This is a genomic window from Rhizobium sp. LARHSG275 (genome assembly GCF_052871115.1).
Map to the genome: position 1 here is coordinate 116,055 of NZ_JBIXJN010000015.1, position 23,456 is coordinate 139,510.

Sequence of the window (23,456 nt, forward strand, 5' to 3'; positions counted from 1 at the left end):
TTATGCAGCAATTCGAGGTGCTACAGCGTCCTTTGCGCGTCTGAAAGGCGCGCGGTGCTGTGGTGCTATCATTTCTCGGAGGAGCGTCCCGTCTCTTCCGCAATGCTTTTAAGGAGAATGTTGATGAAGGCCAAACTCGGCATGTCGCCCATCGCCTGGTGGAACGACGATCTTCCCGAGCTCAGCGACGATGTGTCCCTGGAGGAATGCCTGCGGCAATCACGCGGTGCCGGCTTTACCGGCATGGAAAAGGGCCGCCGCTTCCCCGACGATCCCGAGGTGATGCTGCCCATCCTTCGCGCCGCCGACGTCACGCTGTGCGGCGGTTGGTTCTCGGGCACGCTTGTTGACGAGGAGCTTGCCGCCAACAAGGACCGTATCGCGCCGATGATCGAACTGTTCAAGGCCGTCGCCGCACCTTGCATCGTTTATGGCGAAGTCGGCCGCTCCATCCAGGGCGACCGCTCCAAGCCGCTCGCGACCAAGCCGCGTCTTTCCGATGACGAGATGAGGGCCTATGCGCACCGCGTCACCCAGTTCGGAGAATGGTGCGCCGAGCAGGGCATGCCGCTCTCCTACCACCATCACATGGCCGCCGTGGTCGAAACCGAGCCGGAACTCGACGCCTTCATGCGCCATTCGGGCGAAGGCATCCCGCTGCTGCTCGATGCCGGGCATTTGGCCTTTGCCGGCGGCGACGTGCTGCGCGCCATCGAAAACCACCACGCCCGCATCAACCACGTTCACGTCAAGGATATCCGCAAGCCGGTGGTGGATGGGCTGGATCGCAGCCGGCAGTCCTTCCTCGATGCGGTGGCGCTTGGCGCCTTCACGGTGCCGGGCGACGGCTCGCTCGATTTCGCCGCCATCGTCCAGCGGCTGGCCGATCACGGCTATGAAGGCTGGTTCGTTGTCGAGGCCGAACAGGATCCGCGCAAGGCCCCGCCGCAGAAAATGGCCGAGATCGGCCACGCCGAGTTGATGCGCGTCATGACGGCTGCTGGTTATACCGTCGAAACGGAAGGCTTCCCCAAGGGATAGCGAGTACAAGACCCCTCCCCCTCCCCACAAAGGGGAGGGACTTAACTTGGCACCGCCCACACCAGACAACGGCCACCTTGCAAAAGGAACACCGTAATGTGGGCGAGACAGCACGGGAGGTTAGCCCCTCCCCCTTGCGGGGAGGGTTGGGAGGGGAATTTTCCAACTCAAGAGGAAAAACACCAATGCCAAATCTCAAGGTGAAACCGTCCGGCACCCACGGCCGCGTCACGCATGTCACCCCGGAAAATGCCGGCTGGACCTATGTCGGCTTCGATCTGCATCGAATGAAGCCGGGCGAGACCGTTTCGGGGGAGACGGGCGATCGGGAAGTCTGCCTCGTCTGGGTGACAGGCAAGGGCAAGGCGTCTGCCGGCACCAAGGATTTCGGCACGCTCGGCGGCCGGATGAACCCGTTCGACGGCGCGCCGCATGCGCTCTACATCCCGATGGAATCGACATGGTCGGTGACCGCGGAGACCGATCTGGAGCTCGCGGTCTGCTCCGCACCCGGCGGCGGTACCTATCAGGCAAAGGCCATCCCGCCCGGCACGCATCCGCAGGTGACGCGCGGCAAGGGCACGAATGTGCGCTACGTCAACAATATCATGCCGGAGGACGACAGTTCGGCGCATTCGCTGCTGGTCGTCGAGGTGATCACGCCGGGTGGACACACCTCCTCCTACCCGCCGCACAAACATGACCGGGACGACCTGCCGAACGAGAGTTTCCTGGAAGAGACCTATTACCATCGGCTCAACCCGCCGCAGGGCTTCGCTTTCCAGCGCGTCTATACCGACGATCGTTCGCTCGACGAAGCGATGGCGATCGAGGACGGCGATGTGACGCTGGTGCCGAAGGGCTATCACCCCTGCGCCGCCTGCCATGGCTACGATCTCTACTACCTCAACGTCATGGCCGGACCGCAGCGGATCTGGAAATTCCACAATGCCGCCGAGCATGAGTGGCTGCTGAAAGCGTAAGCGTCGCCTCCGATCGCTAAATAATCTGACAGCGCGAAACCGCCGCTGATGGTTCACTGCCTCCATCCAAACACGGATGGAGGATCACCATGCACAGCTCGAATTTTACGATACCGGCCCGAAATACTCGCTCTTCGCGCTCTATACGGCCCGGCCTTTTTCTTGCGATCATCACCGCTGCCCACTGGCTGGCACGCAAGGTGAGCGAACGACGCAACCTGAATGCGTTGATGGAACTTTCCGATGAGCAGCTGAAGGATATCGGCCTTTCCAGGGGGCAGACGGAAAGCGATGTTCATGTCTACAGCCGATACTGAAGTGCTGTTATAAGTACTGTCGGTCTGTCCTGTCTGATACGGAATATGCAATGTCGCAGTTCTCAACGGCACCGCTCCTGAAAACGAAGACGGTCACCATTCGTGACATCGTCTGCAATGGCGAGTGCCGGCACAAAAGCGACGAGGAATGCGCCCACAGGACGAGCCTCGTCTATCCCTATCGCGGCGTCTTCATGCGGCATGTCGGCCGCAATGATACGGTGGCCGAAGCCAATCAGGTCTTGTTCTTCAATGCCGGCCAGGGATATCGGATCAGCCATCCCATCGAGGGCGGCGACGCCTGCATAGATCTGGCGATCGACGAATCCATGCTCGAAGAGCTTACGCCGAAGGAGCAGGTGCAACCCGGCCCGCCTTTTGCCTTCCGCCGCCAGCGCCGACGGATCGATCCGCGGGCGCAGGCCCTGGTCGCTCTCCTGCGTCATGGTCTCAGCCGCAACTTCGCCGAAACGCTGGAAGCGGAAATATTGGCGCTGACGCTCGTGCGCCGTTCGCTCGGCGAGCGCACATCGCATGCCGCCGGCGCCAGCGCCGGCCGGCAGAAACTCGTCGACCGGGCAAAGCTGGTGCTTTCCTCCGATCTCGCGCGGCGCTGGACGCTCGGTGAAATCGCCTCCGAAGTGGGCGTCTCACCCGTTTATCTCACTCAGGTCTTCCAGCAGGTCGAGGCGACGCCGCTCTATCGCTATCAGCTGCGGCTGCGGCTTGCCCGCGCGCTTGATCTGCTCGACCAGTATGAGGATCTGACGGCACTCGGGCTTGATCTCGGATTTTCCAGCCACAGCCATTTCAGCGCTTCCTTCAAGCAGTCCTTCGGGCAGACTCCGGCCGAATTCCAGCGAGCGGCGCAGCTGCGGCGCAGGTGAAAGCCTACAGCGCCGTCATGTCTTTTCAAGAACCGTAAGGGACACTGCAGCACTTTGAATTATGCAGGAGGTCGATCGCTAAAGATTTCGACAGCGGCAATGCGGTGTTCGATGGTCTTATGAGACTGTCCCGATCGCAGGACGATCAACGGAGGATCCTCAGATGAAGAAGACCACATGCGCTGCCTGCGACTGCGAACTCGGCGCAGAGACCATTACCGTCAAGCTCGGCGGCAAGACTGTCGAAGTCTGCTGCCAGGAATGCGCCGAGGCTCTGAACGAGGCGGAAGCCGCGACCTCGGCCGCTTCGAGCGGCAAGGAATAGACAATGGCAGGAAAAGCCGCTCTGGTGAGTGCGGCTTTTCCGTTTCAGGTTCGTAAAAGCCCGTAGCGCCAACCGCGGCGCTTCGCATTCTGCGACAGCACCAGGAAGGCAAGGATGAACATGCCCGCCTCGGCAAAGACCGGCACCATCCAAATTCCCCGTTCGCCGAAGACGAAGGGCAGCAGGAAGGTGAGCGGCAGGGTGAGCAGATAGGGCCGCGACAGGCCAAGGATCGCCGCGCGCGGCGCATCGCCGATCGACTGGAAATAGGACGACAGGATCAGCATCTGCCCAAAGAGAAAATAGGCGCCGATCGTCCAGGGCAGAATTCGCCTGACCTCGGCGATAATTGCGGGATCAGCAACGAAGACGGCGCCGAGTCGGCCCGCCAGCAGCTCGACGGTGATCTCCACCAGAGTGCAATAGACGAGTGCTGCGAACATGGCGATCTGCAGACTGCGGCCGACGCGGAGCCCAAGGCCGGCACCGTGATTGTTGCCGGCGATGGTCTGCAGCGCGATGGAGAGGCCAAGCAGCGGCAGGTAGGTGAAGGTCATGATCCGGGTGATGATGCCATAGGCGGCCACCGTCGCGACGTAATGATGCGTGCTCCAGAGCGAGACGTTGATCAGAATGGCGGTCGAGGCCAGCGATATGCCGATGAAACCGAGGCTCATCGGCGCGCCGAAGGCGACGATGTCGCGCCATTCGGCAAGAGCCAACCCCGGGGAAGGCCTGAGTGCCGCCGGCCGGCGCCAGCGATAGGCGAGCACGGCTGCGAGACAGAGGAATTGCGACGCGATGGAGCCGGCTGCCGAACCGAGCACACCCCAATGCATCACCGCCATGAACAGCCAGTTGGCGAGGACATTGAGCAGCGAGGCCGACAGCGTCACTAGCGTCATGAAACCGATCTTGCCTTCGCAGCGCAATCCGTCGAGATGCAGCGACAGGAGGAAGCTGATCGGCGCACAGGCGATCATCGCGCCCATGAACAGCATGGCGCCATGGGCAACAGTGCCATTGCCGGCAGCACCGGCATCGATGACCTGCCGGCCCGCGCTCCAGTAGACGAGATTGAGCATGAGGGTGACGGCGAGCGCCAGCGCATGCGCACCGGCAAACACCCGACGCGCCCCATCGCGATTGCCGGCGCCGAGCCGGCGGGCGAGGATGCTCGCCATGCCGTTCGAGACCAGCGATTGCAGGGCGACCAGCAGCATCAGCCCGGGGAAAATCAGGCTGACGGCAGAGAGCGCGTCCGGGCCGACATAGGCACCGAGGAAACAGGCGTCGACGACGGTGAACAGGCCGTTGACGGTGGTGATCGCGACGATCGGTGCCGCCGTTTTGATGAAGACGCCCGGCAGCCAGCCGGTGAGAAAGGTATTGCCTTCAGAAAGATCGGTCATGGAGAAATCCGTGCGATAGGAGGCAGGGTCCGATCCGGCTTAAAAGTCATGCGGATCCGGAGGGCCTCAAAAGGATAAAAACAATCTAGAGATCGAGCACCAGATGCGGCACCCCGTTCGAGGTCTTCCTCGGCGAGACGCCGTCGGCATCGATCTGCGCGTTCACACGCCGGCGAAAGGCCGAGAAGCTCTCGAAGGTTACGACATCCACCGGCTCGTCGAAATGGATGGTGATCCTGTGAAGATCGCCGCCCGGCAGGGCCGAGAGCGCCAGAACTTCGCCGGTGAACGGCTGGTTGAGATAGCGGCCGCGAATATGCGCGCCGACGAAGAGCGGCGTCTTCGGGCTAGCATTGGGCTTTGCCGCAAGGGCCGCAAGCGTGTTCCAATCGCGCGCGCCATGCTGGCGGGCAATCATTTCCAGGGCCGCACTGTGGGTCAGCGGGGTGCCGCGATCGTTCATCGCCTGGCGCAGGCGCTTGGCCTGAGCCTTCAATTCGTCAATGGCAGGATAGGTCGTCGTCATGGACTGAGCCTTCGGAAGGCATGCTCTTCGACTGCGGATGGGAGCTCGCTTTGCCGCCAGTCAGCATGCACAAAGGGCCGTGACCATGATCGCGAGGACTTCACCATGGATTTTCATCCGCGAGCGGCCGGTGCCTCGAACCGGCCTTTGTATGCGCGAACGCCGCCGACATGTCAAGAATGGCGCATCCGCCTCAGGAATGCGCAATTTTGGGGCAAATCTGCACGAATTCGGTGCGATTTTCCCGCGGCTTTTACATAAGCATCCAATCTTAACGGTGTTCTTCAGCAAATGTCAGCATTCTTCAGCTAATATCCTGTCGTATTACAAGCGGAGGCTAAAAGGGCCTTTCAGATGCACCTCGACACAGAACACCCCAAGCCGGAACGTGCTTACAGGGAATTCAATCTCGACAGGCCCGGCAACATCATCTTCGTCGGCCATCACCTCAGCACCGGAACGCAGCTGCGCTGCCTGATCCGCACGATCACGCTTGCCGGCGCATTGCTCGAAGTCAGCCCGAACCTGGAAATGCCGAGCCATTTCTTCCTCGAAATCCTCGGCATCCATGACGAGATCGGTGCGACCGTGGTCAAGCGCGAAGGCGAATTGGTGACGATCAGCTTCAACATGCTGATCAATCCGGAATTCCTGCACCACGTGTTGCGATTGAACTTCGAAAGCTGAGGCTTTTTCCGATCCGTGAATCATCACGGCGCGTCGCCTTTGTTTCGCCGCCCCGTCTTGCGGCGAGACGCGCGATTGCCGGAACGGCCCAGAGAAATGCGCGCCACTCGGGCTTATCTAGCGGATCGGCCAAGGGATCGCGGCGGATCCGGCGATTGCGGATTTCGATCCCCCTGAAGAGAACAACCCAGTTGAGAAGCATTGCTTCATCCTCCATCTATTGCTGGAGCACTCGAGCTAAGCCTTCGCGCCCTCTCGATGTAGAGGCGCTGGGGAAAGGGGGTTTTCATCCATGAAAGATGCGAGCTGGGACGACCTGCAACTTTTCTTCCATGTTGCCACCGGCGGCGGGCTTTCTGCGGCGGCAGTGCGTACCGGGCTCAGCGCGCCGACGATCGGCCGGCGCATGCTGGCGCTCGAACGGGTGACGGGCCGATCGCTGTTCAGCCGCGGCCCCACCGGTTATCTGCTGGCGAAGGACGGGCAGGAGCTGCTCGATCGCGTCCGGCTGATGCAGGATGCGGCGCGTGCGATTTCCGACTGGCGCGGCGAGGTGCTGACACTGCCGATCGTCTCGACGGCCGCCGACAGCTGGACCTCACGCTTCGTCGCCGACCATCTGTCTAGCGTATGGACGCCGAAGGACAGCTTCCGCATGTGCTACAAGACATGCGATGCGAGCGTCGATTTCACCTATCGCGAGGCGCATATCGCCATTCGCCACAGCCGGCCGGAGAGCGGCAACGTCGCGATCCGCCGTTCGGTCAAGGTGGCGCATGCGGCTTATCAGGCGGCCAGCTATGACCCGGCCAACTGCAATTGGATCTCGCTCGGCACCGATACCGCCATCACGCCGGCGGACAAATGGACGTTCGAACAGCCGGATTCCTGGATCACCAGTTGGACGAACACGCCACACATGCTCTTTTACCTGATCCGCGGCGGTGCCGGCCGCGGCGTGCTCCCCTGTTTCATCGGCGATCAGGAGCGCAGGCTCATCCGCGCCGGACCTGTGATCGACGAGCTGACTTACGAGATGTGGATCGTTGCGCATGACGACGAGCGGCAACGGCCGGAGGTCAGGATCGTCATCGACCGCCTGGCGGCGCTCTTTGCCGATCACGAAGAGCTGTTTGCCGGGCAGAGACCATCGGCATGACACGAAAACGCGGTCGCCAGCGATTCCTCAGGGTGCCGCTAGAGTGGCAACCGCTCTATCCTTCTGTCTCTACGCAATTCCGGACGGAAAACCGCTTCACACTTTTCCTGGAATTGCTCCAACGGCTCAGGCGGCGAGATGCCGCTCGATCTCGTCGACCGGCATATTGGTATAGTCCTTCGCCACTTCCGCGGTGATCACCGCCTGCGTATCGGCGCTGAGAGCGGGCCGCAGAGCGCCTAGCGCCTTCGGGGGCGCAACGAGGATGATGCGACTGGCATTCATTTCCTGCACCAACTCGTCGAGCTTCTCCGCCACATGTTTCAGAAATTCGGCTTCGGCCTGATCCTGCCAGTTGGTCTCCTCGACAGCGCTGCGGCTGAAGCCATCGGCGGCATGGCTGCGGCCGGGCTTGTCGGCGCCGATCTCGCGATCGGGCTCACTCGGCTGCGTTAGAGTTTCCAGCACCTTCAGATTCATCAGTTGGGCGCCGCCGGCATTCTGCATGATCAGAGCCTTGGCTCCGTTGCAGACCACGACCCATGATTTCCAAGGGATTTTGACGTCGGTCATCTTCAACTCCTCGCTGTCGTCACTCGAAGCGCGCCGTGCTTCATCGATCAAGGCAGAACGCCCGGCAATTGAAAGAGTTCGGGAAAATTGCGCCGAAATCGAACGGCCGACGATCCGCCCGGCCTTTGCTCTTGTGTGACGGATACTGCTCGTCCTTTCCCGCTCACAGCATCTGTCGCAACCGGCGCGGAGCGCTGATTCACCGTCAGATTTTTTTGGCCGAAACGGCACTTCGGCAGGGAAGCCTGCGTCCCGATAATGGACAGGAGGGCGTCCCGCATAAGAACAAAGTTTGAGCTCGTTAAAATTGTAATTTTATATTTGACGAATGCGCAAAACATTCATGTGACCTTGGTTCGGAGCAAGACCAGCTTGCTCGGGATGAAGACCAGCTTGCTCAATTGACCGCCTGATTGAGATCACAGACCGCAAATGCGTCCTGACTGACGGAGAATGTGAATGACTATGCTCCGCGCTACACACCTTGCCACGGTCAAGTCCGCTGTCTACGACCTGCGCTGGGAAGAATTCATCGTCAAGCGGCCAGCCCGCATCGTCGCCGTGCGGCCGTGCCTGACCGGCGTCTCGATGCGAAGCGCCGAGATCATCGATATCTCCCAGGGCGGCGCCACCTTCGTCGTCTCAACCACGGCCGGTCTGCCGAAGCATTATTATCTCAACATTCTCGGCCTCGCCTATCGCATCGGATGTGCCGAGGTCTATCGCCACAAGGAACGCATTGGGGTGCGGTTCATCAACATCATGGATCCCGAGGTTCTGCGCCGCGTCGTGCGCACCGATTTCCTCGTCGGCAACATGGAAGCAATCGCCGCTCGAGGCGCGCCGATCTTCCGCGCGTGAACCGGTCCGTAGCAGGCTTATTGCAGAAATAATCTTGCTTGCGTTGGCCGTGCCCGGGCCTATTGTTGCCCCGACTGTCAATATGTCCGGGAAACCGCCTTCGCATGTCCGCCTTTTCGCGCTTCACACCTCTTGCCAGCGCCCTGCCCTCCACAGTTCCCTTCGTCGGTCCCGAGGCCATCGAGCGCCAGCGCGGGCTTGCCGTCCTGGCGCGCATCGGCGCCAATGAGAACGGCTTCGGCCCCGCGCCTTCCGTGTTTGCCGCGATGCGCGAGGACGCCGGCAATATCTGGAAATACAATGATCCGGAGAATTTCGCGCTCAGGGAAGCGCTTGCCGGCCATCTCGGCGTCTCGGCCGCCAATATCGCTATCGCCAGCGGCATCGACGAATTGCTCGGCCAGATCGTCCGGCTGGTGATCGAACCGGGCGCGCCCGTCGTCACCTCGCTCGGCGCCTATCCGACCTTCAATTTCCATGTCGCCGGTTTCGGCGGCCGGCTGGTGACAGTCCCCTACGCAAACGACCGCGAGGATCTCGACGGGCTGCTCGATGCGGTGAAGCGCGAGAATGCGCCGCTCGTCTATTTCGCCAATCCCGACAATCCGATGGGAAGCTGGTGGGATGCCGACAGCATCGTCGCTTTCGCTCATGCGCTGCCCGAGACGACGCTGATGGTGCTCGACGAGGCCTATAGCGAGACGGGGCCGGCAGGTTCGCTGCCGTCGATCGCCTCGCTGATCGAGATGCCGAACGTCGTTCGCACCCGCACCTTCTCAAAGGCCTACGGACTTGCCGGCTCACGCACCGGCTACGCGATCTCGACGGCAGGCACGGCGCAGGCCTTCGACAAGATCCGCAATCATTTCGGCATGAACCGGCTGGCGACCGCGGCGGCGCTCGCGGCGCTGAGGGACCAGGCCTATCTCGTCGAGGTGGTCGGGAAAATACATGCGGCGCGGGAGCGGATCGGCGGCATCGCCCGGGCGAACGGCCTCATCCCCCTGCCCTCGGCAACAAATTTCGTGGCAATCGACACAGGGCGCGACGGCTCATATGCGCGGTCGATCGTCGACGGCCTGATAGAGCACGGCGTCTTCATCCGCATGCCCGGTGTGGCGCCCCTCAACCGCTGCATCCGCATCAGCGTCGGGCCGGAGGCGGACATGGCGCTACTCGAACAGGCTCTGCCGCAGGTTCTGAAAAAGATCGGCGGATAAAACAGAAGAACCGCGGCCGGTGGAGGAAATCCGGTCGCGGTTCTCTTCTCCCGGCGTCGGCCCTGTCGAAAGCGCCCGCCAGCCCCCTCTTTTTGAGGTTGTTATTGCTGCTCTTGTCGAATTCCTGATCGGAGACGGCCTCAGAGCAAGATGCCGAAAAGCGTAAGCGGTTTTCGGATGACCTCATGCTCTAACTCTTTAATTTAGAACAGGATTCAAACTTTAGGCCGAAGCGGCCTAAAATCATCCTGTTCTAGTGAACCGTCATCCACTCGCGGGCGGCGCGCAGCGCTGCCACGAGCTGCATCTTGTCCATGGCGGCGGCCACGTCGGCACGAAGCTCGGCGGCGCGATCGTTGCCCTTGATTGCGGCGATGTTCAGCCATTTGTGGGCTGCGACGAGATCGACTTCGCAGCCGCGCCCGGTCGCATACATTAGACCCATTTCACAGAAGACATCGGCGCTGTTGTCGCCACCCATGGTGGCCGTTTCAGCATTGTGCATTTCAAAGCGTGCCATCGGTTTTATCCCTGTTAGCCTGTTTATGACTTACCCTGTTTTACCTCTGGGCCTCGCCGTCTATCGCGGCTTGCGGCCCTTCCGGTTCGGCGGGTTTGCCCCGCTCGTTTGATGGCTTCACTATGCCAAGCCGCCTTCAAAAAACGCCTAAAATGCATGATTAATTCTAGACAAACAAAGTGCAAATGCTTGGTAAATTTGGATTTTTGTTAAACATCAGATTCCTTGCGAATTAAGGATTTTCGTTTGAATTTTACGAAAGATTCAGATTTGAAAATAAACGGATCATTCATCATAAAATCAGCAGACGATATCTTTACAAGCTCGCCGCATGGCTTTTTTCTGCCGTTTCGCCCGATCTGCAGAACTGCGATCGGTCTTATTTGCCTTTACGTTCGCGTCAGATTTTCGCGGCGATCAAGGACATGGAGGAAAAGATGATCCGCAGCTTCGTTCTCGCCGGCGTCATAACAGTGATCGCGGGTGTCGCGCATGCCGAGGAGCCGATCGTCGGCAACTGGAAGACGGCTGCCGGCGATACGGCGGTGATCGCATCCTGCGGCGGCAGTTATTGCGTGACGCTGAAGACCGGCAAATATGCCGGCCGAAAGATCGGCACGCTTGCGGGAACCGGTGGCAGCTATGCCGGTGAGATCATCGACCCCGCCGCCGAGAAGACCTATAGCGGCGCAGGCAAGGTTTCAGGCAATTCGCTGAGGATGCAGGGCTGCGTGACGAAGGTCCTCTGCAAGTCGCAGACCTGGACCCGGCTCTGAGAGAACGCGGGGATAAGAGGCAAGGCCGACATGTGTTAAATTGTACACAATTCAACACAGGAGTTTCGAAATGGCCGGCAGCACGACCATGACAATTCGGGTCCGCCCCGACGTAAAAGAAAAGCTAGACAGGATTGCCGCCGATTCGCAACGCAGCAAATCGTTCCTCGCCGGCGAGGCCGTAGCGGCCTATGTGGAGCGCGAGCTTGAAATCATCGAGGGCATCAAGCGCGGCATGGCCGATGCGGAAGCTGGGCGCGTTGTACGGCACGAGCAGGCTGTCGCCGAAATGCGTGAGGTCGTCGAGGATGCCAAGCGCAGGAAGCCCTCGCCCGGATGAGGCCGGTTCCTTGGTCGAAGGAAGCACACGAGTATAATCTCGAAATTCTGCGTTGCATCGCGAAGGACAGCTCCGATGCGGCCGAAAGGGTGTGGACGCCATCGAGGACTTGGCGAATTTGCAACCGGTCGACCAGGGCGAGTAACCGGCACTTACGAAAAATCCCTCAGCCCGTTCCCCTACATAATTCCTATGAGCTGCAGTTGTCGCGGGACGTGAAAGCGTCGTTATCTTGCGTGTGATCCATACCGCGCGGGATTGACCGGCCGAAGAATGGCCGAACCAACTTATAAGCATATCGTAACGCACATGCGCAGCCATCATCCAAAACACCAAGCATGTCGACGCCGACATGCCTCCAAGCCCTTGGCGGTCGGCCGACCCTGCCCAGCAAGCTGAACGGCTGATGAACCGGCATCTCAGCACTCGTTCAGCCGTCGCATGCCAAAACTCTTCTCACGACAGAGTTGCGTATCGGGGGCAAGGGGATGAACATCTATATTCTGGCAAGACGTTTTAGCATCATCTCGCTGTTTGCAGCGATCTTCGCGATCACGTTTTCGGCGGTCGTGGTGCATAATGGCGGCGGCGGTGCGCAGTCGCATTTCGGGGCAAGCTATACCTGCCTGGAGAGAAATGGTACCTTCTGCGCGCCCACGGTGCGGTAACAAAAGCGCATCGTGCGATGCGCTTTAGGTCTTTGGTTTATGCACGTCGTTGTCCCGAAACCGCTGCGCACTTTGGGCGACAGGCATTCGCACCAGACCGGCAAGCGGATAAAAAATCGGAATCCGTCGGCGCGCGTCGTTTGCTTGTCAAAAACAACTCTCTATAATGCGTCATGAACAAACGAATCTCCCCTTTGTCGCCCCTCGACATATCCTCTCCACCACCTTTCCAGCCTGAGAGTTTCGATGATCCTGCCAAGGCGGTCGAGACGCTGACGGCGCTTTACGAGCGCAATACGGCGTTCCTGATCGAGAGCTTCACCGAACTTGCACAGGGTGCTCCGATCTCCTCGCGCTACCGCGCTTTTTATCCGCAGGTCAGCATCGAGACGACAAGCTTCGGCCATGTCGATTCCCGCCTTTCCTACGGCCATGTCACGGCACCCGGCATCTATACGACGACCGTCACCCGGCCGAAGCTCTTCAAGCATTATTTGAAGGAGCAGCTGGCGCTTTTGATGAAGAGCCACAATGTTCCTGTCATCGTCTCGGAATCGGCGACGCCGATCCCCTTGCACTTCGCCTTCGGCGAGGGTGCGCATGTGGAAGCGTCGACGACAGCATTCGTCGACGTTCCGATGCGCGATATCTTCGACACGCCCGACCTCAACACCACCGACGACGAGATCGCCAACGGCGAATATATCCCGCCGCCGGGAGAGCCCTCGCCGCTTGCGCCGTTCACCGCGCAACGCATCGACTATTCGCTCGCCCGCCTGTCGCATTATACGGCGACGCATGCAGAGCATTTTCAGAATTTCGTGCTGTTTACGAACTACCAGTTCTATATCGACGAATTCTGCAGCTGGGCGCGCAAGCTGATGGCGGAAGGCGGCGACGGCTATACCGCCTTCGTCGAGCCCGGCAATGTCGTCACCCTCCCCGGTTCGAACGCGCCGGAAATGGATGCCACCCTCACCCGGCTGCCGCAAATGCCGGCCTACCATCTCAAGAAGAAGGGCCATGCCGGGATCACCATGATCAATATCGGCGTCGGCCCCTCCAACGCCAAGACGATCACCGACCACGTCGCCGTACTGCGCCCGCATGCCTGGCTGATGCTCGGCCACTGCGCCGGTCTTCGCAACAGCCAGCGGCTCGGCGATTATGTTCTCGCCCATGCCTATATGCGCGAGGACCATGTTCTCGACGACGACCTGCCGGTCTGGGTGCCGATCCCGGCGCTGGCCGAAGTGCAGGTGGCGCTCGAAGCCGCCGTTGCCGAAATCACCGGCTATGAGGGTTTCGAGCTGAAGCGCATCATGCGCACCGGCACCGTCGGCACGATCGACAACCGCAACTGGGAACTGCGCGACCAGCGCGGGCCGGTGAAGCGGCTTTCCCAGGCGCGCGCAATCGCGCTCGACATGGAATCGGCGACGATTGCCGCCAACGGTTTTCGCTTCCGCGTGCCCTATGGCACGCTGCTCTGCGTCTCCGACAAGCCGCTGCACGGCGAACTGAAGCTGCCGGGCATGGCAACGGCCTTCTATCGCACGCAGGTCAACCAGCATCTGCAGATCGGCATCCGTGCCGTCCAGAAGCTTGCCGCCATGCCGAAGGAAGCGCTGCATTCACGCAAGCTGCGCAGCTTCTTCGAAACGGCGTTTCAATAAGATATCACGCGCGGCCGGCCTTATCCGCGCGGCCGCGCACTGTTCTCAAGCGCTTGCGGCAAGCTGCAGCGCTTCGATCAGGCCGGCAAACGCCGCCAGCACGATCACAGTCCTCACCAGCACCTTTATCACCTCTGCATTCTCAACAGGCGGCATCGTACTTGCGCCACGTGTGACGATCAGATGTGCTATTCCGATTTCAAACATGCTCATTGCTCCATCTCCTCGATGTTGTCAGACGAAGCTTTGTCGAGCGCTGCCTCGGCCTTTCGACATTGCGATCGATGAAAAGAATATTTTTCTTCCCTGTCGAAAAGCGCCTAGGCTGTTCGTCCAAGGGCTGTGAAAGCACGGCACGGAGGACAAGGAATGAAATATCTTTGCCAGGTCTGGTTCGACGGCACGGTGCTGTCTGCCATGTCGCAGGAAGAGAAGAATAAGCTCGACCGGGATTCGCTCGCCTATGACCGCGATCTTGTCGACAGCGGTCATATGATCGTTTCCCAGGCGCTGCAGTCGCCGCAATCGGCGGTCACGGTTCGTGTGCGCGGTGGCGAGATGTCGGTCACCGACGGTCCCTTTATCGAGACGAAGGAGGCGCTTGGCGGCTTCATTCTGATCGACGCCAAGGACCTCAATGATGCGATCCGTGTTGCGGCCGGCATTCCGCTGGCAAAGCTTGGCACGATCGAGGTTCGCCCCATCCATGAATTCCGCTGAGGAGGTGACGCCATGAAGTTTCTGGGCCAGATCTGGTTCGATACCGAAAAGAGCAGCCAAGTTACGCCAGAGGAATGGGAGGCCGTCACCCAAGAATGCATCGTCAGCGACGACCGCTGGCGCGAAAGCGGCCATATGTTGAGCGCGCTGGCGCTCTACGAGCCGGAGCAGGCCGTGACGCTCAGGGTTCGCAATGGCACCGTTGCCGCGACGGACGGTCCTTTCGCCGAAATCAAGGAGCATCTCGGCGGCTTCGTTGTGATCGAGGCCAGGGATATGGAGGAAGCGAAGGCGATCATTTCCACATTCCCGATCCTCAAATATGCATCGGTCGAAATTCGGCCGGCATATTCGATCAAGGATGGGAGATAGCCATGCGCTTCGTCTGCCTCATCTATAATTCCGCCGATACCGACGGCACACTCAGCCAGGCCGAGGGCGACGAGCTCGTCAGGGCGCATTTCCAGTATGACGAAGAACTTCAGCGCAAAGGCATCATGATCCATTCCGATGCATTGGAAGGTCCTGACTGTGCCTCTGTGGTGAGGGTGCGCGATGGCACTCTGTCTTCGACCGACGGGCCCTATGTCGAGACCAAGGAACATCTGGCCGGCATCTACATCATCGAGGCGGCCGATCTGGAAGTTGCACGCAAGGTCGTTGCGGGTATTCCGAGCGTCCGGGTCGGGTCGATCGAATTGCGCCCGGTGCGGCTGCTCACCCTGTCGAGGGTCGGCCCTTGAGACAGGTGATTGGGGAACAGGTGATCGAGGATATCTACCGACAACATTCGCGCCGGGTTCTGGCGACGCTGATCCGCCTGCTCGGCGATTTCGACCGGGCAGAGGAAGCGCTGCATGATGCCTTTGCGGCGGCGGCGCGGACATGGCCGGTTGACGGCATGCCCAACAATCCCGTCGCCTGGCTGGTTTCGACCGGCCGCTTCAAGGCGATCGATCACCTCAGGCGGCGGGCGCGCTTCAACGCCTCGCTGCAGCATATCGAAGACGGCCTTTATCCTGATGGCACAGAAGCGGAGATCGGCGACATGGAACCGATTGAGGACGACATGCTGCGGCTGATCTTCATCTGCTGCCATCCGGCTCTTGCTGCCGATGCACAGACCGCGATGGCGCTGCGCGAGGTCTGCGGATTGACCACGGAAGAGATTGCCCATGCCTTCCTGGTGCCGGCGCCGACCGTCGCGCAGCGCATCGTGCGCGCCAAAAGCCGCATCAGGGCGGAGAATATCCCTTATGAAGTGCCAGTCGGGTCGGAGCTTCCGGAGCGTCTCGACCGGGTGCTGCACGTCATCTACCTCGTCTTCAACGAGGGCTATTCGGCGTCCTCAGGCAACACGATCGTCCGCGCCGATCTGACAGCCGAGGCGATCCGGCTAGCGCGGCTGCTGGCAACCCTGCTGCCGCATCCGGATGTCGCAGGCCTGCTGTCACTGCTGCTCCTGCAGGAGTCGCGCCGTGCTGCCCGGCAGGATGCCGATGGCGCGCTGGTGCTGCTTGCCGATCAGGATCGCTCGCGCTGGGACCGAAGCAAGATTTCAGAAGGGCTTTCGCTGCTCGCCAGCGCCATGCGCGCGCCTGATATCGGCATCTATACGGTCCAGGCGGCGATCGCGGCGGAACACGCGAAGACCGGCAGCCCCGAGGAAACGGACTGGCGGCGCATCGCCTTCTATTACGACCTGCTGATTGCCGCCCACCCTTCAGCAATTGCCGAGCTCAACCGCGCCGTGGCAATCGCCATGTCCGAGGGGCCGGGAAAAGGACTGGCGCTTGTCGACGCCATTCTCGGCAAGGGGGAACTGACGACCTATCACCTCGCCCATTCGGCGCGGGCGGATTTTCTGCGTCGGCTCGGACGCCGGGCCGAGGCGATTCAAGCTTATGAGACGGCGCTGACATTCTGCCGGCAGGAGCCGGAACAGGTCTTTTTGCGCAAGCGCATCCTGGAGCTTACGACCTAGCCTTGCCGCGGCGGCCGAGGGGAAGCGAGATGGCCGTTCCAGTCAGGGCCGAGACAATGATCAGCAGGTGGGCGTTGACGCTCGCCTGCGCCAGCGCGGCCAAGGCCAGCCGCTCGCTCGATGCGCCCAAGGCAATGGCGCCGGCAGTGATGCCGGCCGGATAGGTGCCGACGCCGCCCGGCGCATGCATCGGCAGCACGGAGGAGAGCTCGCCGCCGAGCGCGCCGCCGAAGCTTGCCGCCATCGGAAGCACCCCCATCAGGCCGAGTGCCCACGCCAGCACCATCACCTTCACCAGCCAGTTAACGATGGTCATCGCCCAGGCGCGCGCAAAGGCGATAGCGTCGAGCGGCAAACCGTTTTCGATCTCGACGACGAACTTCTGCGCCTTCTCCGGCAGCAGCCTGGCGGCAAGGCGCAGCAACGGCTTGCGGGCAGCGAAAGCTGCGACCGGCAGCAGAAGGAAGACCGCCCAGAGCGACCAGGCAACAGCCGCATCGGCTGAAGCGATGGCAAAGCCGATGCCGGCAGCCGCCAGGAGGGCGTGCAGGTCGAGCAGCCGCATGACGAAGAGCGCCGAGGTTCCACGCGTCAGCGGAATGCCGAATTCGGTGCGCATCAACAGCGGAAAGCTGGTCTCGCCGGTGCGGAAGGGCAGCATGATGTTCAGCAGGTTGTGGATCTGCGTGACACGGAAGAGCACCGCGAACCGGCCGGCCGTTTCCTTCGGGAAATAATCGTAGATGCGCCAGGTGCGCAGGAAATAGGTGCTGGTCAGGAGCACAAGCGCGCTGACGACGGGACCTGCTCCGACATCGGCCCACTGCCTGATAATGACAGGCCAACCCCAGAACCATTGGATGAAGAGGCCATAGGCTGCGACGATGACGACCGTCAGAACGGTCATGCGATTGCGCATAAACCAGGATTGCCGGCTTTCAACGATCGAACTCTTCATGTAGTAGGCATTCCTCGCTTGGCGTCGACACAGGCATCGGTTCAGTCGCCAGGCCTTTTAGGAGAAATGAAGGTTGCGCACAACGGCGGAGTTGATGGCGACGGTGGCGAACATGCTTGCACGCCGACGATCCGATCGGCCGTGATGGCGCTTTGCCGGCTTAACGTGGAGACGAGGTTGGAGCGGATTACCAAAAGCATTACGAGCGCAAGCATTTTTCTGGCAGGCTATTTCCTGCTGAACATCGCGCTTCGCATCGCCTTGCCGCATACGCTCGATCTCGACGAGGCGGAGCAATCCTTCTACTCGCAATACCTGCTTGCCGGCTACGGCTCGCAGCCGCCCTTCTACAACTGGATCCAATATGCCATCGTTTCGGTGACCGGCATATCGATGTGGGTGCTTTCGGTGCCCAAGAACATCATTCTCTTCGGCTGCTATCTCTTCTACGGGCTTGCTGCCCGCGAGGTGCTGAAGAGCCGATCGCTCGCAGCCGTCGCCATGCTGAGCCTGATTACCCTGCCGCAGGTCGGTTTGATGGCGCAGCGCGAATTGACGCATACCGTCGCGCTGCTGTTTGCAACGTCGCTCTTCCTCTTCGGCTTTTTCCGCACGCTGCGCCAGCCGACGATCGGGAGCTATCTCATCATCGGCATCGCCACCGGCATCGGGCTCATCTCGAAGTATAATTTTGCCATCCTGCCATTTGCCGCCCTGATCGCCGTGCTGCCGGAGCGGGAGTGGCGCAGCCGTCTCATCGACTGGCGCTTGCTGCCGGCGGCCGTCCTTGCCATTCTGATCGTGCTGCCGCATGCGCTCTGGCTGCCTGACAATCTCGTCAGCGCCTCTGCGCCGACGCTGGAGCGGATGACCGCCGAACACCTGGCCCCTGCCGGCCTCCCCCGCATCGGGCAAGGCCTGCTGTCTCTCGTCATCGCCGTCCTCGGCTTCGTCGCATTGCCGATCGTTCTCATGGCGGCCGCCTTCCGGCGCGACTTCTTTCGCGCGCTCTCCTCTTCCAGCCCGATGATCCGGGCAATCGAGCGGATGATGGTCATCAGCATGCTCGCCTTCGTCGGCGTGGTCCTCTTCGCCGGCGCCAGCGATATCCACGAGCGCTGGCTCGACCCATGCCTGCTCGTCCTGCCGATCTACCTGTTCCTGAAATTGAAAACCGCAGGCCTTGATCTTTCCGCCGGTCTTGCGCGCTTCCGGCCCGTGGTGCCGGTCTTCATGGTCGTCATCCTGTCGATCCTTCTCTTCCGGATCGTCGGCATTCAATACATCGGCACGTATACGAGAACGAACGTTCCCTTTTCCGGTTACGTGGCCGAATTGACCGCGACCCGCAAGCCGGTTCTCATCGTGGCGGGAACCAAGTTCGTGGCCGGCAACATGCGGCTGGAGTTTCCCGACATCCCCGTCGTGATCCCATTCTTTCCCGGTCCCGGAGTTCCCGAATATGCGGACGCGAAGGGACCGGTGCTCGTAATCTGGCGCGGCGAGACTGCAGATGACCCGACAATTTCCCCCAGCTTCGCCAGCGATCTCGTGAGATCGGGCATTCATCTGCAAGAGTTGAACACGCTGACGCTGCCTTATCTCTTCGGTGACGGCAAACGTAGCTTCTCCATTGGCTACTCCTGGGTGGAGGGCGGCGCCAATAGCGCCCAGGCAGATCAGCCGATTGCGGGAAACCGCCATTGCCGCTGGCAACGGGCGGACACTTCATGTAGTAGCCTTCCGCAAGTGCGGCGGCAGCAGTAAAGCTTGCTCGGCCGTCCGGCCTTTTGGAGATGAAGTTGCAGACAACGGTAGAGCCCATTCGCGGTACGAATGATCCGGTACAATCGCTCGAGCTGTCGCTGGTCGTACCCATTTTCAACGAAGAGGAAAGCGTCGGCCCGCTTGTCGAGCGTGTCGTGGCTGCGATGCTCAGCTACGCCCATCCCTGGGAGCTGATCCTCGTCGATGACGGCAGCACGGATGCGACGCTCGTCAACGCCCGCAGGTACGTCGGAGGCGAGGGGCTGGCGCTCAGGATCGTCGAACTCCAGCGCAACTTTGGCCAGACTGCCGCCATGCAGGCAGGCATCGATACTGCCCGAGGCCGTCTGATCGCGACGATGGACGGCGACCTGCAGAACGACCCGAAGGACATTCCCTCAATGGTCTCCGAGCTGGAACGGCGTGAACTCGACCTCTTGGTCGGCTGGCGCAAGAATCGCAAGGACGGTCTGTTCCTGCGCAAGATCCCCTCCTGGTGCGCCAACTACCTGATCGGCCGCATCACGGGCGTCAAGCTGCATGATTACGGCTGCAGCCTGAAGATCTACCGTGCCTCGATCATCAGACAGGTAAAGCTGATGGGCGAAATGCACCGCTTCATCCCCGCCTGGGTCGCCGGTGTCGTCCCGAGCTCGCGCATCGGCGAGATGGCCGTCACCCACCATGCTCGCGAGCACGGCGTTTCGAAATACGGCATTTCGCGCACCTTCCGCGTCATCCTCGATCTGCTGTCGGTGATGTTCTTCATGCGCTACAAGGCGCGGCCGGGGCATTTCTTCGGTTCGCTCGGTCTCGGCCTCGGCGCGCTCGCCATGCTGATCCTGCTCTATCTCGGATTCGACAAGTTCATCTTGGGCAACGATATCGGCACGCGCCCGATGCTGATGGTCGGCGTCGTGCTGCTGCTGTCGTCGGTGCAGATGATCACCACCGGCATCCTGGCAGAAATGATCGCGCGTACCTACTACCGCGACGACGCTTCTCCGAATTATATCGTCCGGCAGATCTTCGACGATCAAAGCCAAGCCTAAGCCGGCAGCACGATGCTGGAACGCGCGACGAGTACGATCAGAACCGCGGGCCTGCTACTTGCAGCCTATTTCGTGCTCAACATCGCGCTGCGCATCGCGCTTCCGCATTCGCTGGAGCTCGATGAAGCTGAGCAGTCTTTCTTCTCGCAATATCTGCTGGCAGGCTACGGCCCGCAGCCGCCCTTCTACAACTGGATGCAATATGCCGTCGTTTCGGTGACGGGCATGTCGATCGGCGCGCTGATCGTTCCGAAGAACATTCTGCTGTTTCTATCCTATCTCTTCTACGGCCTTGCCGGGCGACGCGCCCTGAAGAACGAGGCGCTTGCCGCCGTCGGCATGCTGGCGCTGCTCACCCTGCCCCAGGTCTCCTATATGGCCCAGCAGGATCTGACCCACACGACGGCGCTGCTCTTTGCCAGCTCGCTGTTTCTCTACGGCTTCTTCCGCACGCTCGACAGGCCGGATATCGGCAGCTATCTCCTGCTCGGGCTTGCGACCGGCATCGGGCTGATCTCGAAATATAATTTCGCGCTAATGCCTGTCGTCGCCTTGATCGCCATCCTGCCCGATTCCGAATGGCGGCGCAGGGCGCTCGACTGGCGCATGCTGGCAGCAGCCGCCGTCACGCTCGTTATTGTCCTGCCGCACGCGATCTGGCTGCAGGACAATCTTGCATTCGCCTCTTCCGACACTCTGGTCAAGATGGCTGCCGGCAGTGAACCCGCCGGCGCCGTACGGATCGGCAAAGGCCTTCTCGCCTTTCTCGTCGCCATCATCGCCTTTGCGGCGCTGCCGGTTGTGATCTTCGCCGCCACCTTCCGCCGGGATTTTGTCCGGGCACTTTCTGCGGGCAATCGCTGGACTGGCATGATGGAGCGGATGATGCTCGCAAGCCTCGCCGGCATCGTTCTGATCGTGTTGTTCACCGGCTCCACCACGGTGCGCGAGCGCTGGCTCGACCCGTTCCTGCTGGTGCTGCCGATCTATTTCCTGGCGAAGATGCAGGCGGCCGGGCTCGACCTTTCCGCCGGGTTGCGCCGCTTCCGGCTGATCGCGCCGGTGCTGATGGCCTGCGTGCTGATCGCGCTCGGCTTTCGTGTCGTCGGCGCCGGGCTGATCGGCGCATACAGCAGGCCGAATGTACCGATGGCAGGTTTTTCGCGTGAGATGACGCGACAGGCCGAACCGGCGCTGGTGATCGCTTCCGACACTTATATCGGCGGAAACATGCGGCTGCAATTTCCCGATGTGCCCGTCGTGATCCCGGATTTTCCGACACCCGGCATTCCGGCCTATGCCGAGGCCAAGGGGCCGGTGCTGATCGTCTGGCGCGGCAAGAAGACGGCGACCGCTGCGGATGCGGTCATGCCGGAGCGGTTTTCCTCGGCGCTGACGGCGGCCGGCATCGCGCTGCAGGAGATCGGCTCGCTCTCGCTTCCCTATTATTTCGGCCGCCAGGGCGATAATTTCGCGCTCGGCTACGCCTGGGTTCGGCCGGAGACCAAATAGGATGACCGAGACCAACCGTCGTGACATCAGTTGGGTTTTCGTCCTGCTGGCGGCCTATTTCGTGCTTCAGGTCGGCGTGCGGCTCGCAACCTCGCATTCGCTCGATCTCGACGAGGCCGAACAAGCCTTCCGCTCGCAATGGCTTGCCGCCGGCTACGGCCCGCAGCCGCCCTTCTACAATTGGCTGCAATACACCGTCTTCCAGTTTGCCGGCGTCTCGCTGACCGCCCTTTCTATGGTGAAGAACCTGCTGCTCTTCATCTCCTATCTGCTGTATGGCCTGACCGCGCGGCTCGTGCTGCGCGACAAGGCGTTGGTGGCGATCGCCACACTCGGGCTGCTGACCATCCCGCAGATGGCTTTCGAGATGCAGCGCGACCTGACGCACACGGTCGCGGTGTTCTTCTCCGCCAGCATCTTCTTCTACGGCTTCATTCGCAGCCTGAAGCAGCCGAGCCTTGGCTCCTATCTCATCGCCGGCATCGGGATCGGTTTCGGCCTGCTTGCCAAATATAATTTTGCGATCCTGCCGGCGGCAGCGCTGATCGCCGCGCTTTCGGATGTGCGCCTGCGGCCGCGGATCTTCGACTGGCGGCTGGGGCTAACGGCGGCAGTGGCGCTCGTCATCACCCTGCCGCATCTCTTCTGGCTGAAGGACAATCTCGATTTCGCCACCGCGCGCACGCTGGAGAAGATGACCGCGAGCGGCCATGCGAGCTACCTCGCGCAGGTCGCCATGGGCGTCAGTTCACTGGCTCTCGCCATCATCAGCTTTGCAGCATTGACCGTGGCGGTGTTCGCGCTCGTCTTCGGCAAGAGCCTTCGTCCGGCACTGGTGGCCGGTTCGGAATGGACGCGGCTGCTCGAGCGGATGATGCTCGTCTTCTTGGCCGGCATTCTGCTTCTGATCGTCTTCGGCGGCGCGGCGGGCATCAAGGATCGCTGGCTGGTGCCGATGCTCTTCATCCTGCCGCTCTATTTCTGCCTGAAGATCGAGGCATCAGGCGTCGCGACAGACAGGGCGTTCCGGCGTTTCATACCCATAGTTGCCGTCATCATGATCGGCGTGCCGGCGGCCCTCTACGGCAGCGTCGCAGCCGCACGCTTCACCGGCCATTACGAGCGGCTGAACAGGCCCTATGCCGGCATGCTGGACATCCTGCGCAAACGGGCCGAACCGGCGGCAATCCTTGCCGGGGACAGCCTGCTTGCCGGTAATCTCAGGCAGGATATTCCCGGCGTGCCGGTCCTTTCGGTGGATTATCCCGGTTTCAACCCAGATCTCTCCGGCCGGCGGCCACTTCTCCTGGTGTGGCTCCTCCCGCAGAAGGGGGGAAGCGAAGCGCTTCCGCCTGATATGGCTCAGTGGCTGCAGGCCAATCTCGGCTCATCCGCACCCGAGGCATCGGTGATCGACGTGCCTTATTTCTATGGGCGCGGCGACGACCGCTATCGTTTCGGCTATGCCTGGATCAACCAGCCGGGCTGAGCG

27 protein-coding genes and 1 pseudogene are annotated in these 23,456 nt (G+C 61.0%); 21 read left to right on the forward strand and 7 right to left on the reverse strand.

The features are described from left to right. Window positions 1-123 precede the first annotated feature (123 nt). The 5 genes from iolE (at window position 124) to ACIPSK_RS21135 (ending at window position 3,553) form a co-directional block, all read left to right on the forward strand. The gene (iolE, locus tag ACIPSK_RS21115) at window positions 124-1,041 is read left to right on the forward strand and encodes a myo-inosose-2 dehydratase (protein WP_162118529.1); all 918 of its coding nucleotides are present in this window, start codon (window positions 124-126) and stop codon (window positions 1,039-1,041) included. Window positions 1,042-1,226: 185 nt separating this feature from the next. Continuing rightward, the gene (gene iolB / locus ACIPSK_RS21120) at window positions 1,227-2,024 is read left to right on the forward strand and encodes a 5-deoxy-glucuronate isomerase (protein ID WP_162119003.1); all 798 of its coding nucleotides are present in this window, start codon (window positions 1,227-1,229) and stop codon (window positions 2,022-2,024) included. Between the two features lie 89 nt (window positions 2,025-2,113). Beyond that, window positions 2,114-2,341 (forward strand): DUF1127 domain-containing protein, encoded by a 228-nt coding sequence (locus ACIPSK_RS21125; protein ID WP_162119002.1) that lies wholly within the window; start codon window positions 2,114-2,116, stop codon window positions 2,339-2,341. 50 nt (window positions 2,342-2,391) lie between these two features. Next, window positions 2,392-3,228, forward strand: a complete 837-nt coding sequence (locus ACIPSK_RS21130; RefSeq protein ID WP_162119001.1) for a helix-turn-helix transcriptional regulator — start codon at window positions 2,392-2,394, stop codon at window positions 3,226-3,228. Window positions 3,229-3,391: 163 nt separating this feature from the next. Next, the gene (locus ACIPSK_RS21135; protein ID WP_017963647.1) at window positions 3,392-3,553 is read left to right on the forward strand and encodes a hypothetical protein; all 162 of its coding nucleotides are present in this window, start codon (window positions 3,392-3,394) and stop codon (window positions 3,551-3,553) included. A 44-nt stretch (window positions 3,554-3,597) separates the two neighbouring features. Here the strand turns inward: ACIPSK_RS21135 and ACIPSK_RS21140 are convergent, their stop codons facing one another. Both ACIPSK_RS21140 and ACIPSK_RS21145 read right to left on the reverse strand, forming a co-directional pair. Further along, entirely contained in the window at window positions 3,598-4,965 is a 1,368-nt protein-coding gene (locus tag ACIPSK_RS21140) for an MATE family efflux transporter (protein ID WP_162119000.1), read from the reverse strand. A gap of 85 nt (window positions 4,966-5,050) precedes the next feature. After that, entirely contained in the window at window positions 5,051-5,491 is a 441-nt protein-coding gene (locus ACIPSK_RS21145) for a glyoxalase superfamily protein (protein ID WP_017963646.1), read from the reverse strand. Between the two features lie 354 nt (window positions 5,492-5,845). Between ACIPSK_RS21145 and ACIPSK_RS21150 the strand changes: the two genes are divergently transcribed. Further along, the gene (locus ACIPSK_RS21150) at window positions 5,846-6,178 is read left to right on the forward strand and encodes a hypothetical protein (RefSeq protein ID WP_162118999.1); all 333 of its coding nucleotides are present in this window, start codon (window positions 5,846-5,848) and stop codon (window positions 6,176-6,178) included. On the opposite strand, the gene ACIPSK_RS21155 is transcribed toward ACIPSK_RS21150, so the two are convergent. Next, window positions 6,129-6,380, reverse strand: coding sequence for a hypothetical protein (locus tag ACIPSK_RS21155; protein WP_168724953.1), 252 nt, complete (start codon window positions 6,378-6,380; stop codon window positions 6,129-6,131). The genes ACIPSK_RS21150 and ACIPSK_RS21155 overlap by 50 nt on opposite strands. A gap of 90 nt (window positions 6,381-6,470) precedes the next feature. On the opposite strand from ACIPSK_RS21155, the gene ACIPSK_RS21160 reads away from it, so the two are divergent. Continuing rightward, window positions 6,471-7,337 carry a LysR family transcriptional regulator gene (locus ACIPSK_RS21160; RefSeq protein WP_162118998.1) on the forward strand — a complete coding sequence of 289 codons (867 nt, stop codon included), beginning with the start codon at window positions 6,471-6,473 and terminating at the stop codon, window positions 7,335-7,337. A 126-nt stretch (window positions 7,338-7,463) separates the two neighbouring features. Here the strand turns inward: ACIPSK_RS21160 and ACIPSK_RS21165 are convergent, their stop codons facing one another. Continuing rightward, window positions 7,464-7,910 carry a baeRF12 domain-containing protein gene (locus tag ACIPSK_RS21165; protein ID WP_162118997.1) on the reverse strand — a complete coding sequence of 149 codons (447 nt, stop codon included), beginning with the start codon at window positions 7,908-7,910 and terminating at the stop codon, window positions 7,464-7,466. Between the two features lie 459 nt (window positions 7,911-8,369). Here ACIPSK_RS21165 and ACIPSK_RS21170 point away from each other — a divergent pair, with 459 nt between their 5' ends. Then, entirely contained in the window at window positions 8,370-8,771 is a 402-nt protein-coding gene (locus ACIPSK_RS21170) for a pilus protein PilZ (protein WP_017963642.1), read from the forward strand. A gap of 104 nt (window positions 8,772-8,875) precedes the next feature. Next, the gene (locus ACIPSK_RS21175) at window positions 8,876-9,991 is read left to right on the forward strand and encodes a pyridoxal phosphate-dependent aminotransferase (RefSeq protein WP_162118996.1); all 1,116 of its coding nucleotides are present in this window, start codon (window positions 8,876-8,878) and stop codon (window positions 9,989-9,991) included. Between the two features lie 253 nt (window positions 9,992-10,244). Here ACIPSK_RS21175 and ACIPSK_RS21180 read toward each other — a convergent pair whose 3' ends face one another. Further along, window positions 10,245-10,511, reverse strand: coding sequence for an SEL1-like repeat protein (locus ACIPSK_RS21180; protein WP_018071017.1), 267 nt, complete (start codon window positions 10,509-10,511; stop codon window positions 10,245-10,247). Between the two features lie 437 nt (window positions 10,512-10,948). On the opposite strand from ACIPSK_RS21180, the gene ACIPSK_RS21185 reads away from it, so the two are divergent. From ACIPSK_RS21185 to ACIPSK_RS21200, 4 genes are all read left to right on the forward strand, one after another. Next, complete coding sequence (locus ACIPSK_RS21185) at window positions 10,949-11,287, forward strand: DUF2147 domain-containing protein (protein ID WP_162118995.1); 339 nt, start codon at window positions 10,949-10,951, stop codon at window positions 11,285-11,287. Window positions 11,288-11,357: 70 nt separating this feature from the next. Then, a complete protein-coding gene (locus ACIPSK_RS21190; RefSeq protein ID WP_162118994.1) occupies window positions 11,358-11,627 on the forward strand; it encodes a CopG family ribbon-helix-helix protein in 270 nt (89 codons plus the stop codon). Between the two features lie 488 nt (window positions 11,628-12,115). Continuing rightward, window positions 12,116-12,295 carry a hypothetical protein gene (locus ACIPSK_RS21195; protein ID WP_162118993.1) on the forward strand — a complete coding sequence of 60 codons (180 nt, stop codon included), beginning with the start codon at window positions 12,116-12,118 and terminating at the stop codon, window positions 12,293-12,295. Between the two features lie 173 nt (window positions 12,296-12,468). Further along, window positions 12,469-13,971 carry an AMP nucleosidase gene (locus ACIPSK_RS21200; RefSeq protein ID WP_162118992.1) on the forward strand — a complete coding sequence of 501 codons (1,503 nt, stop codon included), beginning with the start codon at window positions 12,469-12,471 and terminating at the stop codon, window positions 13,969-13,971. Between the two features lie 45 nt (window positions 13,972-14,016). Here the strand turns inward: ACIPSK_RS21200 and ACIPSK_RS21205 are convergent, their stop codons facing one another. Continuing rightward, window positions 14,017-14,184 carry a hypothetical protein gene (locus ACIPSK_RS21205; protein ID WP_168724952.1) on the reverse strand — a complete coding sequence of 56 codons (168 nt, stop codon included), beginning with the start codon at window positions 14,182-14,184 and terminating at the stop codon, window positions 14,017-14,019. Window positions 14,185-14,340: 156 nt separating this feature from the next. Here ACIPSK_RS21205 and ACIPSK_RS21210 point away from each other — a divergent pair, with 156 nt between their 5' ends. From ACIPSK_RS21210 to ACIPSK_RS21225, 4 genes are read left to right on the forward strand one after another with little or no spacing between them, the layout of a single operon-like run. Next, entirely contained in the window at window positions 14,341-14,691 is a 351-nt protein-coding gene (locus ACIPSK_RS21210; RefSeq protein WP_162118991.1) for a YciI family protein, read from the forward strand. A 12-nt stretch (window positions 14,692-14,703) separates the two neighbouring features. Continuing rightward, the gene (locus ACIPSK_RS21215; protein ID WP_162118990.1) at window positions 14,704-15,063 is read left to right on the forward strand and encodes a YciI family protein; all 360 of its coding nucleotides are present in this window, start codon (window positions 14,704-14,706) and stop codon (window positions 15,061-15,063) included. 2 nt (window positions 15,064-15,065) lie between these two features. Then, entirely contained in the window at window positions 15,066-15,434 is a 369-nt protein-coding gene (locus ACIPSK_RS21220) for a YciI family protein (RefSeq protein ID WP_162118989.1), read from the forward strand. Between the two features lie 5 nt (window positions 15,435-15,439). Then, window positions 15,440-16,675, forward strand: a complete 1,236-nt coding sequence (locus ACIPSK_RS21225) for a DUF6596 domain-containing protein (protein ID WP_162119005.1) — start codon at window positions 15,440-15,442, stop codon at window positions 16,673-16,675. On the opposite strand, the gene ACIPSK_RS21230 is transcribed toward ACIPSK_RS21225, so the two are convergent. Next, the gene (locus tag ACIPSK_RS21230) at window positions 16,665-17,633 is read right to left on the reverse strand and encodes a lysylphosphatidylglycerol synthase domain-containing protein (RefSeq protein WP_162118988.1); all 969 of its coding nucleotides are present in this window, start codon (window positions 17,631-17,633) and stop codon (window positions 16,665-16,667) included. The two genes, ACIPSK_RS21225 and ACIPSK_RS21230, sit on opposite strands and share 11 nt — an antisense overlap. Before the next feature lie 144 nt (window positions 17,634-17,777). Between ACIPSK_RS21230 and ACIPSK_RS21235 the strand changes: the two are divergent. From ACIPSK_RS21235 to ACIPSK_RS21250, 4 genes and pseudogenes are all read left to right on the forward strand, one after another. Continuing rightward, window positions 17,778-19,295: pseudogene (locus ACIPSK_RS21235) on the forward strand (ArnT family glycosyltransferase); the annotation flags it as partial. 140 nt (window positions 19,296-19,435) lie between these two features. Then, on the forward strand, window positions 19,436-20,452 hold the full coding sequence (locus ACIPSK_RS21240; protein ID WP_162118987.1) for a glycosyltransferase family 2 protein: 1,017 nt from the start codon (window positions 19,436-19,438) through the stop codon (window positions 20,450-20,452). A 12-nt stretch (window positions 20,453-20,464) separates the two neighbouring features. Beyond that, complete coding sequence (locus ACIPSK_RS21245; RefSeq protein ID WP_162118986.1) at window positions 20,465-21,964, forward strand: glycosyltransferase family 39 protein; 1,500 nt, start codon at window positions 20,465-20,467, stop codon at window positions 21,962-21,964. Between the two features lies 1 nt (window position 21,965). Beyond that, window positions 21,966-23,453 carry an ArnT family glycosyltransferase gene (locus tag ACIPSK_RS21250; protein WP_162118985.1) on the forward strand — a complete coding sequence of 496 codons (1,488 nt, stop codon included), beginning with the start codon at window positions 21,966-21,968 and terminating at the stop codon, window positions 23,451-23,453. Window positions 23,454-23,456: the final 3 nt, after the last annotated feature.